Raw genomic sequence first — 15,156 nt, forward strand, 5'->3', positions numbered from 1 at the left:
ATCGGAGCGGATCAGCTCTTCGAGCGCAGGCGCATCAGCGCGACCCGGGCGCCCAGCCCGGCGCGGACCGCCGCGCGGATCGGCGCCTGGTACCAGGCGCCGTACTTCTGCGCGAGGTAGAGGTAGGCGCTGCGGTGGTGGACCGCGAGCATCCGCGCCGAGGCCAGGCGGGTGGAGTGCCCGCCGAGGTGGGAGACGACCGCGTCGGCGAGGTAGACGTTGGTCCAGCCGCGCTGTCCGAGCGAGTCGCCCAGCTGGACGTCCTCGAAGTACATGAAGTAGCGGTCGTCGAACCCGCCGATCTCCTCGAAGGCCGTGCGGCGCACCATCACGCAGGCGCCGGAGAGCCAGCCCGCCTCCATCCGGCCGTGGCGGAGGGTCTCGACCGCGCGCGAGCGCCGGTAGGTCGCCGACCAGGGGTTGCCGGGCCAGACGTGGGCGAAGACGGCGTGCCCGACGCCCGTGCCGAGCGAGGGCAGAGCGCGGGCGGAGGGGTAGATCGTGCCGTCGGAGTCGAGGATCCGCGGCCCGATCGAGCCGATCCGGTCGTCCGCCGTCGCGGCGGCGTAGAGGGCGTCGATCGAGCCGGGGAGGAAGACCGTGTCCGGGTTGGTCACCAGGATCCACTCGACATCGGGCCCGAGGCGGTCGACCGCGTAGTTGACGGCCCGGCCGTAGCCGAGGTTCTGCCCGGTCTCGTGGAACTCGACCTGCGGCAGGCGCTCGACGACGCTGCGGACGGAGTCGTCCGTGGTCAGGTTGTCGACCACCACGATGCGCACGTCGTGCTCCGTCGCCTCCGGCACGGACTCGAGGCACGCGCGGAGGACCTCACCCGAGAAGTGGGTGACGACGACGACCGCGATGGGCAACGTCGAGCGGGCGATGGGAGCCTCCGGGTGGTGCGGCGTCGACGGGAGGAGTGCCCCGTCGGAAGAACTCGACGAGGCTAGCACGCGGGTCGAGCGGTGCCCGGGAGCCTGCGGCCCTCAGCGGACGATGTCGACGGGCTCGGTGCTGACGGCCACGGCGGCGGGGGAGACCGTCTCGATCGCGGGCAGCGCATCGTGCGTAGGACGGCGGAAGACGACGAACTTGTACATGCAGAAGTTCCACACCAGTCCCACGAGGACCGCGACGGCCTTGGCGATGTTGATCGCGAGGAAGGCGTTCTCGCCGGAGCTGGGGAGGAAGAGCAGCGAGTTGCCGAAGCGGGTGTCGAAGAAGACCTCGAAGCCGTAGATGATCGCCGACTGCAGGACCAGCGAGCTGAACCCGGTGACGAGGAAGAACTTCGCGAACGTGGCGACCGAGACCCTGCCCGGGTGGCGGAAGACGAAGAAGTGGTTCAGCGCGTACGAGATCGTGATGCCGACCAGGACGGAGAAGACGTTGGCGACGAGGGTCGGCAGACCGAGCAGGAGCACGAGCGTGTTGAGGATGAGGAAGTCGATCGCCGTGTTGGTGCAGCCCGCGATGAGGAAGCGGACCTTCTGCGATTCGAGGAGTCTCTTCATCTGCGGTGCTCTTTCCCGTCCCCCTCTGGCGTCGATGCCCGACCGTCGGGCTCCGACGGGCGTCCATCGGGGCAGGCGAACAAGGGGTGAACCGCCGTGCACTGTCGTCCATCGTAACCGCGGACCCCTGCCGGGCGGTCGAACAGCCGGTGCCATGTTCCTGAGAGAGTGCGCGGACGGGGCGGCGGGCCGCGGGGCGCGCTCGGAGGCTCGCGAGCACCGCCTCGTTATACTCGCAGGGCTCTCACCGGTCAGCCGGTGCACCGGAAGAACGGATCCTCCCCGCCTCATGCGCTCCCTCGCCGTCGTCGTCCCCACCTACAACGAAGTCGCGAACATCGCGACGGCGCTGCCGCGGGTCGCGCTCGCGGCGTCCCGCAACCCCGACTTCCACGTGACCGTCGCCGTCATCGACGACAGCTCCCCCGACGGCACCGCGGACCGCGCGCGCGAGCTCGCGGCCGAGCTCGGGTCCGACACCTTCGAGGTCCTCGTGCTCTCGCGCGAGAAGAAGGAGGGGCTCGGCGCGGCGTACATCTGGGCCTTCCAGCACCTCCTCGCGGCCGAGCGCCGCTACGACTACCTGCTGCAGATGGACGCCGACCTCTCGCACGACCCGGACTACATCGACGCCTTCCTCCGCGAGGTGCGCGCGGGCGCCGACTTCGTGGTCGCCTCCCGCTACATCGCGGGCGGGGGCACTCCCGACTGGACGCTCGACCGCAAGCTGCTGAGCGGTGGCGGCAACCTCTACACGCGCCTCTTCCTCGGCTCGAAGATCACCGACTGGACCGGCGGCTTCAACCTCTTCAGCGCCGACCTCCTGCGCACCCTCCACCTCGAGACGATCCGCGCAGCCGGCTACGGCTTCCAGATCGTGCTCAAGTACCGGGCGCTGCGCCGGGCCCGCGGAGTGAAGGAGATCCCGATCGTCTTCCTCGACCGCACGGTCGGCAACTCCAAGATCCCGAGCGACACCCTCCTGAAGAACCTCCTGCTCGTCCTGGCCATCCGGTTCGGCGGGAAGCACCGGTGACGGCGGGTCCGACGGGATCCCCTCGGACCCGGAGGGCCCTCCTCGAGCTCGCCGCCCTCGCCGTCGTCGTCAGCGGGACCCTGCTCGTGCTCGGATTCATGGTCGGCACGCCGTGGCGGCCGCTGCTCTTCCGCGACGGCGACTCGCTGGCGCTGCCGCTGATCCTGCAGTCCTTCGCCGAGGGCCGCCCCGCGGCGTGGGTGATGACGAGCCAGCTCTTCCTCTTCCCCGAGCTCCCCGTCTTCGGCGTCGCGTGGCTGCTGACCGGTGGCGATCCCGCGGCGTCGCTCGCGGTCAACGCCGTGCTCAACGTCGTCCTCCTCTACGGCGTGCTCCGGATGCTCGCGCGACGGCTCGTCGCGGACCGGCACCGCCGGCTGCGGCCCGCCGCCGCGCTCGCCGGCATCGCCGTGCTGCTGGTGCTCTGCCTGACGGAGGGCCGTGCGCTCAACAACGAGGGGGCCCTGGCGACCACCTTCCTCCTCACGACCTACTACTACGGCGCGGTGCTCACAGGCCTCGCCGGGCTCGCCGTCGCCCTGGGCGCGCTGCGCGAGCGCCGTCCGGCCGCGCGTCCGCTGCTCCTGGTCGGAGCGGCCGTCGCCGCGACGACCCTCTCCGATCCGCTCCTCCTCGTGCAGTTCGTCGGCCCACTGCTGGTGGTCCTCGTCGTGCTGCTGGTGCTCGCTCTCGCTGCTCCCCGAGCGGTGCTGATCGTCGCGGGAACGGTCCTCGGGGCCGCCGCGCTCGGAGCCGCGCTGCGGGTCCCGCTCGGCTTCCTGATCGGGACCGACGCCGGCGGGTACCTCCGGCTGCCGCTCGCCGGGACGGCCCTGGACGACCTGATCGTGCAGTTCCTGGTGCTGAAGGCGCCGCTGATCGGCAAGCTCGAGGTGGCGCTGCTGGGTCTGCTGCTGCTGGCGGCCCTCGCCGTCGTCATGGCCGGTGTCGCCCGACTGGCGCGGGGAGCCGCCCTCGATGAGGCGGCCCGTGCGCGCTTCGCGGTGTGCGCGTTCCTGCCGGCGCAGACGGCGGTGCTCCTGGTGGTGCAGGTCTTCACCGGCAGCTCGGTCAGCCGCTACCTGATGCCGATCCCGGTGACCGCGACCGTGGTCGTGATCGCCCTGATCGGCGCCGCGGCGGCGCACCGGCGTGCTGCGGGCGCGCGGCTGGCGCCGGTCGTCCGCGTCGTCGCTCCGCTGGCCGCCGCAGGCCTCGTCGTCGCCGCCGTGCCGGCCACAACGGCGGTCGCCTCCGCGGCGGCCGAGGCGCGATCGGACCCGGACGCCGATTGCCTGGAGCGCTGGATCGACGGCCGCGAGCTCGCGGGCGTCGGCTCGTTCTGGTCGACGCGGCCGCTGGACCTCTACGGGCCGGCCTCGCTGCACGTCCAGCAGGTCAACTTCGACTTCACGGTGCAGCTGTGGATGAACAACCTGAGCGACTACCGCGACCGGCAGTACAGCTTCGTCCTGGCCGACCGCTCGCCCGACTGGGCGGGGCTCGCGCGCGGGACGCTCGGCGCTCCCTCCGATATCGTCGCCTGCGGGGGGTTCGACATCTACGACTACGCGGGCACCGACGGCGAGACCGAGCTGAACCGGATCGTCCAGACCAGCGTGGAGGAGCAGCGCCGTGAGCGCGGCTACTGACGTGCGCGGCCCGCGGACGGCGAGTCGGCGGCGCCGGACGCTCGTCGAGCTCGGATGGGCCCTCGTCGCCGCCCTCGTCTCGGTCGTCGCCGCCGTGCTCGCGCTCGGGATCGGGCCGCAGGACCTGACGGCCCGCTGGACCGTGGGCGGCGACGACCAGATCCTGCACTACACGCTCTTCACCAGCGCCACGCAGGCGTTCCCGTTCGACGGCAACGCGGCGCTCGGCTTCCCCGACGGGTTCAACGCCTTCTTCAGCGCGCAGTTCGACGTCGCCTCCGCCCTCGCCGTGTCGGTCCTGGCCCTCGTGGTGCGCGACGGGACGACGCTCCTGAACGTCTTCTACCTGGGCACGTTCGCGACGGTCGCCGTCACCGGCTACGTGTTCTTCCGCACCCTCCGCACGCGGCCCTGGGTCGCGGCGTTCTCCGCGGTCCTGCTGTCGCTGCTGCCGTACCACTTCCTCCGGATCGGATTCGGCCACGCGTTCCTCGCCAACTACTGGGCGATCCCGCTCCTGGGCGTGATGGTGCTGATGGTCGCCGGACCGCGCACCGATCCTCTCCGAGCCTGGGCCGAGCGGGGCGCGACGCGGAGGAGCCGCGTACTGCGCTCCGTCGTCCCGGGAGTCGTGCTCGGGCTCCTGGTGGCGAGCACGGGCGGCTACTACTACGTCTTCGCGGTCCTGGTCCTCGGAGCGACCTGGGCGGTGAGCACGGCCGCCGGGCTCCTCTCCCGCGAGCGGCTGCGCGTGCTCGCGGTCTCGTCGGTGCCGATCCTCGCGCTCGGCGTGTTCGTCGGGCTCTCGCTGCTGCTGCTCTCGCTCGACTTCGGGGAGCGCTACAGCCCGTACTTCACGTCGCGGACCGTGGGGGAGTCGGAGGCCTACGCCGGCAAGCTGGTGCTGCTGGGCCTGCCCTGGTCGGGGACCGGGCTGCCGCAGGGGTACGGCCTGCTGAACACCTACGCGGGCCAGTCCGGCGTGGCGCCGACGACGGAGCCGCCCGGGTTCTCGATCCTCGCCAGCGTCGCGCTCCTGATCACGCTCGTGGCGCTCCCGATCACCGCGCTCGGCGGCGGACGGGCGCTCCGTGCGACCGCGGTCGGCCGGTTCTTCTCGGACGCCCGCGTGCGCGTCCTCGCCGTGGCGACACTGGCCGCGCTCCTCTTCTACACGGTGACGGGCCTGGGCGTCGTGGTCTCGCTGGTGGCGGGGCCGACGATCCGTGCGTGGGCGCGGATGTCGATCGTCATCGCGGTCCTCGTCCTCGGCGTGCTCGCGCTCCTGCTCGATCGGATCACGGCCCGTGGCGGTGTCCGGATCCTCGTGGCGGCGCTGCTCGCCGCCGTCGCCGTGGTCGATCAGCTGGCCGGAGTATCGGCCGCGGTGCCGATCGCTCCGACCGACGACTCCGAGATGCGCTCGTTCGTGTCGGAGGCCGACGCGCAGCTGGACGACGGCTGCGGAGTGGTGGAGCTCCCCCTGAAGAGCTTCCCCGACAGCGGGCGGATCGGAGCGCTCTCCGACTACGACGAGGCGCTGCCCTACCTCGCGACCGAGGAGGGACGCCTCCGCTGGAGCTACGGGGCGGTGGAGGGCACCTACGGCTGGGACGTCTGGGGCGACGTCGACGACCCCGCGGAGTTCGCCGACGCCGTGGCGGGCAGCGGCGCCTGCGCCGTCTACGTGGACACAGCCGGCTACACCGACGACCCCGACGGCTGGCGGGCCTACGTCGAGGCGGCGACGGGGGACGTCGAGCCCGAGGTCGCCTCCGCCTCCGGGCGCTGGCTGCTGTTCACGACCCGGCGCTGATCAGCGGTCGTCGAAGGCCAGCTCGAGCAGGCGCCGGGCGGTGCGGTCCCACCCCGGGATGGGCTCCGGTGCGAGTCGCCGGGGACGGCGCAGCGCCTCTCCGATCGCGGCCGACCACCCGGTGCGGTCCGCCGGGTCGATGAAGACGGCGGCGGACTCCCGCCCGGCGAGCGCGTCGCGGAGGCCGGGGATGTCTGCCGCGAGCACCGGAGTGCCGCAGGCGACGGCCTCGAGGGCGGGCAGGCCGAAGCCCTCGTGCCAGGAGGGCATGGCGACGGCGTCGGCGCCCGTGAGCAGGGCCGGCAGATCCTCGTCGGCGACGTAGGAGGAGGCGAAGCGCACGTCGGCTCCTGCGGCGACCGCGCGGGCGACGGCGGAGTGGACGTCCTTGTTGTCCCAGCCGTCCCCGCCGACCAGGAGCAGGGTGTGGTTCTCCGGCCGCTCGGCCTGCCGGTACGCGTCCACCAGGGTGACGAGGTTCTTGCGGCGCTCGATCGATCCGACGAAGAGCAGGTAGGACCCGAGCCCGTGCTCCGCCCGGACCCGCGCCACCTCCTCCTCGCCGCGGGCATGGAAGAGGTCGGCGTCGATCGTGGTCGGCAGCACGCGGACGCGCGCCGGATCGACGCCCAGAGCGCTCTCGACCTCGGCCGCGGAGGACGGGGTGCCGGTCAGGACCAGGTCGCTGCGCCGGATCCACCGGGGCACGGACCGCGACAGCAGCTCTCGGCGCTCGCGCGGAACGAGCTCGGGCATCACCGCGAAGCAGACGTCGTGCACGAAGGTGATCGAGCGGGAGCGGGCGAGCGGCCAGCTCCGGAAGTTCGGGAAGAAGTAGGCGCCGCGGCCGAGCAGGAGGTCGATCCCCGGCGCGGGCACTCGGGTCAGTGCGCTCCACACCGGCCGGGGCAGCGGCACCGGTCGGACGCGCAGCGTACGGAAGCCGAAGCGCCCGAGCGAGCCCGCCTCGCTCGCCGGCACGACGAGGAGCACCTCGACGTCTGCGGCGGTCGCATCGGTGTCCAGCGCGTGCAGCAGGCCGAGCAGGACGCGGCCGACCCCGGTCAGGCGCGGCGCCGCGAGGGCGGTCGCGTCGACCAGGAGGCGGCGGCGCCGCGCGGTCACGGCCTGCTGAGGCGGACGGTGGAGTCGATGTCGACGACGCCGTCGTGCACGGAGGCCCGCTCGACCGTGAAGGTCGCGGCGACCGGGATCCGCATGGTCTCGCCCTGCGAGAAGGTGGCCGAGGAGGCGTGCACGGCGTAGTTGCCGGCGCCGAGGTGCAGGTCGGGGAGGGTGAACGTGACCGTCATCTCTCCGTCGACCGCGCTCAGCGGCGTGCCGATGCGCTCGGTGTTCGTCCCGAAGACGCGCTGGCCGAGGGGGGTGTCGATGCCCATGCCGATGTTCCAGTCGTCGACCGGGCGGCTGGTGCGCACCGTGACGTCGAACTCGAGGGTCTCGCCGCTGCGGACGACCGTGCCGCCGTGCTCGATCGATCCGCCGCGCAGTCGGCAGCCCAGGATCTCGATGAGCTGGGGGGCGGGCTCGTCCGCGGCCTCGGCGGCCTCGGCCTCGCGCTCCTGGCGGGCGGCCCGACGGTCCTCGAAGCTCTCGCGGAGGACCTGGAGTCCCTCGGAGGTCTCGCCGTCGAAGACGACGGTGCCCTTCTCGAGGACGATGGTGCGGTCGCAGAGCTCGCCGACCTGCTCGAGCGAGTGGGTGACCAGCACGATGGTCTTCCCCGCGCGCTGGAAGGCGCGGATGCGGTCCATGCACTTGCGCTGGAACGGCTCGTCGCCGACGGCGAGCACCTCGTCGACCAGCAGCAGGTCGGGATCGGTGTGGATCGCGATAGCGAAGGCGAGCCGCACGTACATGCCCGACGAGTAGAACTTGACCTGGGTGTCGATGAACTCGGCGATCTCGGAGAAGTCGACGATCGAGTCGAACTTGCTGTCCAGCTCGCTGCGCGAGAGTCCGAGGATCGCGCCGTTGAGGTAGACGTTCTCGCGCCCGGTGAGGTCGGGGTGGAAGCCCGCTCCAAGCTCGAGGAGCGCGGCGAGGCGTCCGCGGCGCTCCACGGTGCCGGTCGTCGGCTGCACGATGCCGCCGATGAGCTTGAGGAGCGTGCTCTTGCCCGATCCGTTCGCGCCGATGAGGCCGACGGTCGAGCCCAGTGGGATCTCGAGGTCGACGTCGCGGAGTGCCCAGAACTCGTCGCGGTGCTTGCGCCCGCGGCCGAAGTTGACGATCCGCTCCTTGAACGACTTGTCCTTGCGGATGACGAAGCGCTTGGAGGCGTTGCGCACCCGGACGACGGTCGGGGTGCCGGAGGAGGCGGGCACGGACTCCTGCTTGCTGGTGAGGGTCACGATCAGATCTCCTGGGCGAAGTTGCCCTCGAGGCGGCGGAAGATCCGGTGGCCGATCCACACGAACACCAGCCCGACGACGAGGACGATGAGAAGGCGCAGCTCCATGTCCGGCGGCCACACCTGGGGGGCGATCTCGTTGCCGTCGATGATGCTGACGCGCGAGCCGTCTCCCCAGATCGCGCGCTGGAAGGCGAGGATCGCGTTCGAGATCGGGTTGATCAAGTAGAGCTGCTCGGCCCAGCCGTGGCCCGCTCCGGTGGAGGCGGCGACGACGAAGTTCCACGCGTAGACGATGGGGGAGAGCCAGAAGAAGATCTGCAGCCCGACCTCGACGAGGAACTGGACGTCGCGGAGGTAGACGTTGAGGGCCGAGAGGGCCAGGGCCAGCGCGAGGCCGTACACGAGCACGATCGCCAGCGCGGGCACGATGTAGAGGAGCTGGACGCCGAAGATCAGCGAGCCCGTGAGGACGGCTCCCGCGATCAGGACGACGAACTGCACACCGAAGTTGAAGAGGGCCGAGCCGATGGCCGCCACCGGGAAGATCTCCCGCGGCAGGTACACCTTCTTGATCAGTCCGCCGTTGCCGAGGATCGACGTGGTGCCCGCGGTCACGATCTCGCTGAACAGGCCCCAGAGGGTGAGCCCCGAGAAGACGAAGATCGCGAAGTTCGGGACGCCGCGAGAGGCCCCGAGGATCTGGCCGATCGCCACGTAGTAGATGAGGAGCATGATCAGCGGCCGGACGAGGCTCCAGACGAAGCCCAGGCTGCTGTCCTTGTAGCGCGACTTCAGCTCGCGCCCGACGAGCAGGCGGAGCAGCTCGCGGTGCCGCAGGATCTCGGCGAGGGAGGCGACGAAGCCGCCCGAGCCGCCGCCGACGGCCGACGTGGTGCCGGCGATCTGGAACGGCTCGTCGGCGATCGCGCGCGCGCGATCCACAGCTTTGCTGGGCATGGAACTCCAAGCTCTCGGCCTCCGCCGGGCGACGGACCGCATCATTATACGTGCGGCCCACCCTGGAGCCCCCTGGCTGGCGTGCCGGTGCGCGGCGCATGGCGGGTAGTCTTGCTCCCGCTCGCCGACTGAACGACACGAACGAGGTGTTCGCCATGCCCACGCAGCCTTCCGACGTCCCCCTGGACCCGGCGCCGCAGAGCGCTGGGGACCCCGCCCCCGTCCTCGGCGGCACGGGCGAGGACGCTCCTCCCGCTCCCGACCCGAGCCTCGAGTCGGCCGTCGGCGACGCCGCTCCCGCAGCCGTCCCGGCGGAGCCCGCGCGCACGTCCGGGGTTCCGGTGGAGCCCCGTCTCGCCGAGCCCGAGTCCCCGGACGAGGAGCTCGCCCGCCTGCGCGCGCAGGTCGACTCCCTCCTCAACGACCCCTTCGACGAGTGGGTCGAGCGGATCCAGGTGGGCGGAGTGACCGCCTCCGGCTTCGAGCGCACCCTCTCCTGGCGGGTGACGAAGCCGCTCCGCCTGGTGCGCACCTTCCAGATCCGCGTCGAGCAGCTCGGGCTGTCGGGCGCCGTCGGCCACAGCGCGCGCTTCGTGAAGCGCCGCCTGTCCGGTCGGGCGCGATGAGCGACCGGTCGCAGGTCTCGGCCGCCGGCTCGGCCGCCGCGCGCGCCCACCGCACGGAGGCGATGCTGCAGCGCCTGGAGCAGATCGGCGCGCTCCTCTTCGACGAGGAGCGCCGCGCCTCGCTGCGCACCCGCGGGCCCGGCCCGTACCTCGACGAGGTGGCCCGAGAGATCCGCTCGCGCCAGGACGACGAGCTGACCTGGGTCGCGCTGGTGTCGTTCACGGCCGCGTACCCGACGAGCGAGCTGTTCGACTGGTTCCGCCGCGCCCTCGAGCTCGCCCCCGAGGAGGCGGCGCTGCGCATCTTCCTCGAGGCCGGCTCCCGCACCGCGACCGGGTTCGCCGATCTGGACGCCCGCGTCGAGGTCGTCACCGGGGCCGTCCTGATCGACGTCGACTTCCCCGCCCGCCACGGGCACAACACCGGCGTCCAGCGGGTCGTGCGCCAGACCGTGTCCCGCTGGGACGCCGAGCACGAGATCGTCCCGGTCGCCTGGGTCCACGGATCGATGTCCTTCCGGCGGCTGAGCGCGATCGAGCACGAGCGCGTCGTCGACTGGTCCTCCGCCGGGCGGCGCGACTGGGAGCACGGCGATCCGGAGCGCATCGAGTTCGTCGTGCCCTACCGCAGCGTCGTCGTCATCCCCTCGGTGCCCGACTACAACCAGTGCGGGCCGCTCGCGGCCCTCGCCGAGTACTCCGGCAACGAGGTCGTCGTCCTCGGCCACGACGCGATCCCCGTCGTCAGCGCCGACACGGTGCCGCCGGAGGAGACGGTGCGCTTCGTCAACTTCCTCTCCGTGGTCAAGCACGCCGAGCGCGTCGCCACGGTGAGCGCCGCGGCCGCGCTGGAGTTCGAGGGCTTCGTGCGCGCGCTCCCCGCTCAGGGCCTCACCGGCCCGACCGTCGTCCCGGTCCCGCTGCCCGTGGAGCTCCCGGACGGCCTGCGCTCCGAGGGCCGGAGCGCGTCCGGCCTGCCGCTCGTGCTCTGCGTCGGCAGCCAGGAGCCCCGCAAGAACCACCTCGCGGTGCTGCACGCCGCCGAGGTCCTCTGGCGCGAGGGCCTGCGGTTCCGCGTCCGCTTCATCGGCGGGGCCAACCCGTGGGCGCACCAGGTCTTTGATCCCCGCGTGCGCGAGCTGGTCGCCGCCGGGCGCCCGGTCGAGGTGCTCCGCGGAGCCGACGACGACGTCCTGATCGCGAGCTACCGGGAGGCGCTGTTCCTGGCGTTCCCGTCGCTGCACGAGGGGTACGGCCTGCCGGTCGCCGAGGCGCTGTCGATCGGGCTGCCCGTGCTGACCTCGCGCTACGGCAGCACGGCGCAGATCGCCGAGCACGGCGGATGCGTCCTGATCGACCCGGAGTCCGACGAGGAGATCACCGACGGCATGCGCCGCCTGCTGACGTCGCCGGAGCTCGTCGACGAGCTCCGCCTCGAGGCGGCCGAGCGGCCCGAGCGCACCTGGGACGACTACGCCCGGGAGCTGTGGGCCGCCCTGATCGGCCCCTCGGCCCTCATCGAGCACGAGGAGGCGCCCCGTGCGCTCTAAGCAGTACCTGGTCGACCGTCTCGCCACCCTGGTGCGCACCCTGGCCCCCACCGTGGAGCCGCTGGGCAGCGTCGACGCCCTCACGGGACAGCTGAGCGTTCTGCTGCCCGCCCCCACCGACCGCGAGGTCTGGCTGGTGCTCGCCGTCCTCCGCGGCACGCTCCCGCGCCGGGAGGACGTCGTCGACGGCCGCCGCCGGGCCCGGCTGGACGGCACCGCCGGTCTGCTCACCCACGCCGCGTCCACCATCGCCTCGAACCGGGTCTTCGCCCGCTTCCACCACCCCGAGGTCGAGGTGGTCGTCGGCGCGGTCGTCGTCGACGTTCACCACACCGCGCGCACGGGACTGGCCACGGGCATCCAGCGCGTGGTGCGCCAGAGCCTCGTCCGCTGGACGCGCGACCACGAGATCCTGCTCGCCGGCTGGGACTCAACCCACGAGTCGCTCGTCATGCTCACCCCGGAGCAGAGCCGGAACGCCGTCTCGGGCGACGTGCCCGACGCCGCGGAGGACCGCTCCCGCGTGATCGTCCCGTGGCAGGGCACCTACCTCCTGCCCGAGCTCGCCGTGGAGGACGAGCGGACGTCGCGCGTCTCCGCTCTGGCCGAGTTCAGCGGCAACCGCACGGGCACCATCGGCTTCGACTGCGTGCCTGTCACCACCGCCGAGACGGCGAGCACCGGCATCAGTGCCGCCTTCTCGCGCACGCTCGTCGCCGTGTCGCACATGGACCGCATCGCGACCATCTCCGAGGCGGCCGCGACCGAGTACTCCGGCTGGCGCCACATGCTCGGCAGCGTCGGGATACAGGGGCCGGACATCCGGCCGATCCTGCTGCCCTCGCAGCCGGAGAGCGTCTCGGACGAGGAGCTGGCCACCGCCGCGCGCTCGCTGGTGACCGGTGACCTCCCGCTCGTCGTCTGCGTCGGCAGCCACGAGCCGCGGAAGAACCACCTGGCGGTGCTCCAGGCCGCCGAGTTGCTCTGGCGCCGGGGCGTGCGCTTCAGCCTGGTCTTCATCGGCGGCAACGCCTGGAGCAGCGCCGAGTTCGAGTACCGACTCGAGGTCCTCGAGGGCCAGGGCCGTCCGGTCCGCTCGCTCTCCAAGATCACCGACGCGCTGCTCTGGAGCGCCTACCGCCTGGCCCGGTGCACGGTGTTCCCCTCGATCAACGAGGGCTACGGTCTCCCGATCGTGGAGTCGATCTCGGTCGGCACCCCGGTCGTGACCTCCGGCTTCGGCAGCATGCACGAGGTCTCCGCCTCGGGCGGCGCGCTGTTCGTCGATCCGCACGACGACCACGACATCGCCGCGGCCCTCGAGCGGCTGCTGACCGACGACGAGCTGCACGCGCGGCTCTCGGCGGAGGCGCTCGCGATCGACGGCGGCACCTGGGACGAGTACGCCGCCCGCGTCTGGTCGTACCTCGTCGAGGGCGAGGGCGTCGACGAGCGGGGCCGGGCCGAGCAGTCGGACGCGACCGCCTAGGCGTCCTCGACCCACCGCGTGCAGAAGGCCCCCGCTCCAGGAGCGGGGGCCTTCTGCACGCGGTGCGCGCGGCTCAGCGGGAGCGGCGCGCCAGCTCGAGGTCGTTCTCGACCATGCGGGCGACGATCTCCTCGAAGCCGACGGTCGGCGCCCAGCCGAGCACCTCGCGGGCCCGGGAGGCGTCCCCGCGCATCTCGGGGGCGTCCACGGGGCGCGCGAACCGCGGGTCGATCGTGACCCGCTGCTCCCAGTCGTCGATGCCGGCCGCGGTGAAGGCGGCGCGGACGAAGTCGCGGACCGAGTGCGCGACTCCGGTCGCCACGACGTAGTCGCCCGCCTCGTCGGCGCGCGAGGCGCGCACGAGGGCGTCCACGTAGTCGGGGGCCCAGCCCCAGTCGCGGCGCGCGTCGAGATTGCCGAGCGAGAGCTCCGACTCGGCGCCCGCCGCGATCGCCGCGACACCGGCGGTGATCTTGCGGGTGACGAAGCCGAGCGGCCGACGCGGCGACTCGTGGTTGTAGAGGATGCCGGACGAGGCGTGGAGCCCTCGGCCGCGGTAGACCGCGACGAGGTGGTGCGCGAACGCCTTCGCGGCTCCGTAAGGCGAGACCGGGCGGATCGGGGTCCGCTCGGTCTGCGGGTTCTCGGTCGCGGCCCCGAAGATCTCGGAAGAGGAGGCCTGGACGAAGCGGACCTCGCGGCCCGCCGACTCCTGGAGCGCCAGCGAGGCCTCCAGGAGCGCGGCGACCGCGGTGCCGGTCACCTCGGCCGTGAGCACGGGCTCCTTCCACGAGAGCGCGACGGAGGAGAGGCCGGCGAGGTGGAAGACCGTGTCCGGCCGCGCCTCCGCGACGATGCGGCCGAGGCCGGAGGCGTCGCGGAGATCGCCCTCGAAGGGGCGGACGGCGGCGGGAAGAGCGGCGTCGTCGGTCCCGCGCACGAGCGCGGAGACCTCCCAGCCGTCGGCGAGCAGGCGCTCGACGAGGTAGCCCCCGTCCTGACCGCTCGCTCCGGTGACGAGAGCGGCAGGCATGACTACTTGATCAGCGCGGACTGCTCGGCGAGGTCGTTCTCGACCATCATCGCCACGAGCTCGGGGAACGAGACCTTCGGCTCCCAGCCGAGGACGTCGCGCGCCTTCGCCGGGTCGCCGATCAGCAGGTCCACCTCGGCGGGACGCATGAACGCGGGGTTCTGAGTGACGTACGGGGTCCAGTCCTCGATGCCGACGTGGTTGAAGGCGATGTCGAGGTACTCGCGGATCTCGTGGGTCTCGCCGGTCGCGACCACGTAGTCGTCGCCCTCCGGCTGCTGCAGCATGCGCCACATCGCGTCGACGTAGTCGCCGGCGAAGCCCCAGTCGCGCTTCGCGTCGAGGTTGCCGAGCTCCAGCGTCTCCTGGAGGCCGAGCTTGATGCGGGCGACCGCGAGGCTGATCTTGCGCGTGACGAACTCCGGTCCGCGGCGGGGCGACTCGTGGTTGAAGAGGATGCCGGAGGAGGCGTGCATGCCGTACGACTCGCGGTAGTTGATGGTCATGTAGTGGCCGAAGACCTTGGCCACGCCGTAGGGCGAGCGCGGCCAGAGCAGCGTCTCCTCGCTCTGCGGGACCTGCTGGACCTTGCCGAACATCTCGGAGGAGGAGGCCTGGTAGAACTTCACGCGCGACATGTCGGAGCCGGCGTAGAGGCGGGTCGCCTCGAGGATGTTGAGCACGCCCTTGCCGGTCACGTCGGTCGTGAGCGACGCGTTCTCCCACGAGTAAGCGACGAACGAGATCGCACCGAGGTTGTAGACCTCGTCGGGCTGGGCGGCGGCGAGCACGCGCACGAGGCTCGACACGTCGGTGAGGTCGCCGGTGAGCAGGGTCACCTCGGGCACGGTGCGGCGGACCAGCTCGTACTTGGGGTTGTTCTGCCCGCGGACGAGCCCGAAGACCTCGTAGCCCTTCGAGAGGAGGAGCTCGGCGAGGTAGAGGCCGTCCTGGCCGGTGATTCCGGTGATCAAAGCGCGGGGCACGTGGTGGTCCAATTCGTCGGGGTCGATGACAGCGGGACACATACTACCCACGGGCACGGCCGGGCGCCGGGAGCGGTGCGGCCCGCCGGTATCCTGGCCGGGCTTCGGACCGATTGG

General features: G+C 72.0%; 13 protein-coding genes. 6 read left to right on the forward strand and 7 right to left on the reverse strand.

Annotation, left to right across the window (positions count from 1 at the left end):
• Positions 1-11: 11 nt before the first annotated feature.
• On the reverse strand, positions 12-872 hold the full coding sequence (locus GTU71_RS01660) for a glycosyltransferase family 2 protein (RefSeq protein WP_244230604.1): 861 nt from the start codon (positions 870-872) through the stop codon (positions 12-14).
• Positions 873-989: 117 nt separating this feature from the next.
• Positions 990-1,517: a GtrA family protein gene (locus GTU71_RS01665; protein ID WP_159939157.1), complete on the reverse strand. Its 528-nt coding sequence runs from the start codon at positions 1,515-1,517 to the stop codon at positions 990-992.
• Positions 1,518-1,806: 289 nt separating this feature from the next.
• Here GTU71_RS01665 and GTU71_RS01670 point away from each other — a divergent pair, with 289 nt between their 5' ends.
• The 3 genes from GTU71_RS01670 to GTU71_RS01680 are packed head-to-tail and all read left to right on the forward strand — an operon-like array spanning position 1,807 to position 6,021.
• Positions 1,807-2,553, forward strand: coding sequence for a polyprenol monophosphomannose synthase (locus tag GTU71_RS01670; RefSeq protein WP_104223157.1), 747 nt, complete (start codon positions 1,807-1,809; stop codon positions 2,551-2,553).
• Positions 2,550-4,205 (forward strand): hypothetical protein, encoded by a 1,656-nt coding sequence (locus tag GTU71_RS01675; RefSeq protein WP_159939158.1) that lies wholly within the window; start codon positions 2,550-2,552, stop codon positions 4,203-4,205. Before GTU71_RS01670 ends, GTU71_RS01675 begins: the two co-directional genes overlap by 4 nt.
• A complete protein-coding gene (locus GTU71_RS01680) occupies positions 4,189-6,021 on the forward strand; it encodes a hypothetical protein (RefSeq protein WP_159939159.1) in 1,833 nt (610 codons plus the stop codon). Before GTU71_RS01675 ends, GTU71_RS01680 begins: the two co-directional genes overlap by 17 nt.
• On the opposite strand, the gene GTU71_RS01685 is transcribed toward GTU71_RS01680, so the two are convergent.
• Genes GTU71_RS01685 through GTU71_RS01695 form a run of 3 tightly spaced genes read right to left on the reverse strand, consistent with a single transcriptional unit; the run spans position 6,022 to position 9,355 of the window.
• A complete protein-coding gene (locus tag GTU71_RS01685; protein ID WP_159939160.1) occupies positions 6,022-7,146 on the reverse strand; it encodes a glycosyltransferase family 1 protein in 1,125 nt (374 codons plus the stop codon).
• Positions 7,143-8,396, reverse strand: a complete 1,254-nt coding sequence (locus GTU71_RS01690) for an ABC transporter ATP-binding protein (protein ID WP_244229465.1) — start codon at positions 8,394-8,396, stop codon at positions 7,143-7,145. Before GTU71_RS01690 ends, GTU71_RS01685 begins: the two co-directional genes overlap by 4 nt.
• A 2-nt stretch (positions 8,397-8,398) precedes the next feature.
• On the reverse strand, positions 8,399-9,355 hold the full coding sequence (locus GTU71_RS01695) for an ABC transporter permease (protein ID WP_104223153.1): 957 nt from the start codon (positions 9,353-9,355) through the stop codon (positions 8,399-8,401).
• Between the two features lie 155 nt (positions 9,356-9,510).
• On the opposite strand from GTU71_RS01695, the gene GTU71_RS01700 reads away from it, so the two are divergent.
• From GTU71_RS01700 to GTU71_RS01710, 3 genes are read left to right on the forward strand one after another with little or no spacing between them, the layout of a single operon-like run.
• Positions 9,511-9,981 carry a hypothetical protein gene (locus GTU71_RS01700; protein ID WP_104283350.1) on the forward strand — a complete coding sequence of 157 codons (471 nt, stop codon included), beginning with the start codon at positions 9,511-9,513 and terminating at the stop codon, positions 9,979-9,981.
• A complete protein-coding gene (locus tag GTU71_RS01705) occupies positions 9,978-11,531 on the forward strand; it encodes a glycosyltransferase (RefSeq protein ID WP_104223151.1) in 1,554 nt (517 codons plus the stop codon). The genes GTU71_RS01700 and GTU71_RS01705 overlap by 4 nt, the downstream gene beginning before the upstream one ends.
• A complete protein-coding gene (locus GTU71_RS01710) occupies positions 11,521-13,020 on the forward strand; it encodes a glycosyltransferase family 1 protein (protein WP_159939161.1) in 1,500 nt (499 codons plus the stop codon). The genes GTU71_RS01705 and GTU71_RS01710 overlap by 11 nt, the downstream gene beginning before the upstream one ends.
• A gap of 73 nt (positions 13,021-13,093) precedes the next feature.
• On the opposite strand, the gene GTU71_RS01715 is transcribed toward GTU71_RS01710, so the two are convergent.
• Together GTU71_RS01715 and GTU71_RS01720 are read right to left on the reverse strand one after the other, a co-directional pair.
• Positions 13,094-14,053 (reverse strand): GDP-mannose 4,6-dehydratase, encoded by a 960-nt coding sequence (locus GTU71_RS01715; protein WP_159939162.1) that lies wholly within the window; start codon positions 14,051-14,053, stop codon positions 13,094-13,096.
• A 2-nt stretch (positions 14,054-14,055) separates the two neighbouring features.
• Positions 14,056-15,039, reverse strand: coding sequence for a GDP-mannose 4,6-dehydratase (locus tag GTU71_RS01720; protein WP_104275317.1), 984 nt, complete (start codon positions 15,037-15,039; stop codon positions 14,056-14,058).
• Between the last annotated feature and the right edge of the window lie 117 nt (positions 15,040-15,156).

The sequence above is a fragment of the Rathayibacter sp. VKM Ac-2762 genome (assembly GCF_009866585.1).
Classification (GTDB): Bacteria; Actinomycetota; Actinomycetes; order Actinomycetales; family Microbacteriaceae; genus Rathayibacter.

Excerpts from the sequence above, each read along its gene's own strand:
- GTU71_RS01700 (WP_104283350.1), top strand. The coding sequence starts at position 9,511 with ATGCCCACGCAGCCTTCCGACGTCCCCCTGGACCCGGCGCCGCAGAGC.
- GTU71_RS01705 (WP_104223151.1), top strand. The coding sequence starts at position 9,978 with ATGAGCGACCGGTCGCAGGTCTCGGCCGCCGGCTCGGCCGCCGCGCGC.
- GTU71_RS01695 (WP_104223153.1), bottom strand. The coding sequence starts at position 9,355 with ATGCCCAGCAAAGCTGTGGATCGCGCGCGCGCGATCGCCGACGAGCCG.
- GTU71_RS01665 (WP_159939157.1), bottom strand. The coding sequence starts at position 1,517 with ATGAAGAGACTCCTCGAATCGCAGAAGGTCCGCTTCCTCATCGCGGGC.
- GTU71_RS01715 (WP_159939162.1), bottom strand. The coding sequence starts at position 14,053 with ATGCCTGCCGCTCTCGTCACCGGAGCGAGCGGTCAGGACGGGGGCTAC.
- GTU71_RS01670 (WP_104223157.1), top strand. The coding sequence starts at position 1,807 with ATGCGCTCCCTCGCCGTCGTCGTCCCCACCTACAACGAAGTCGCGAAC.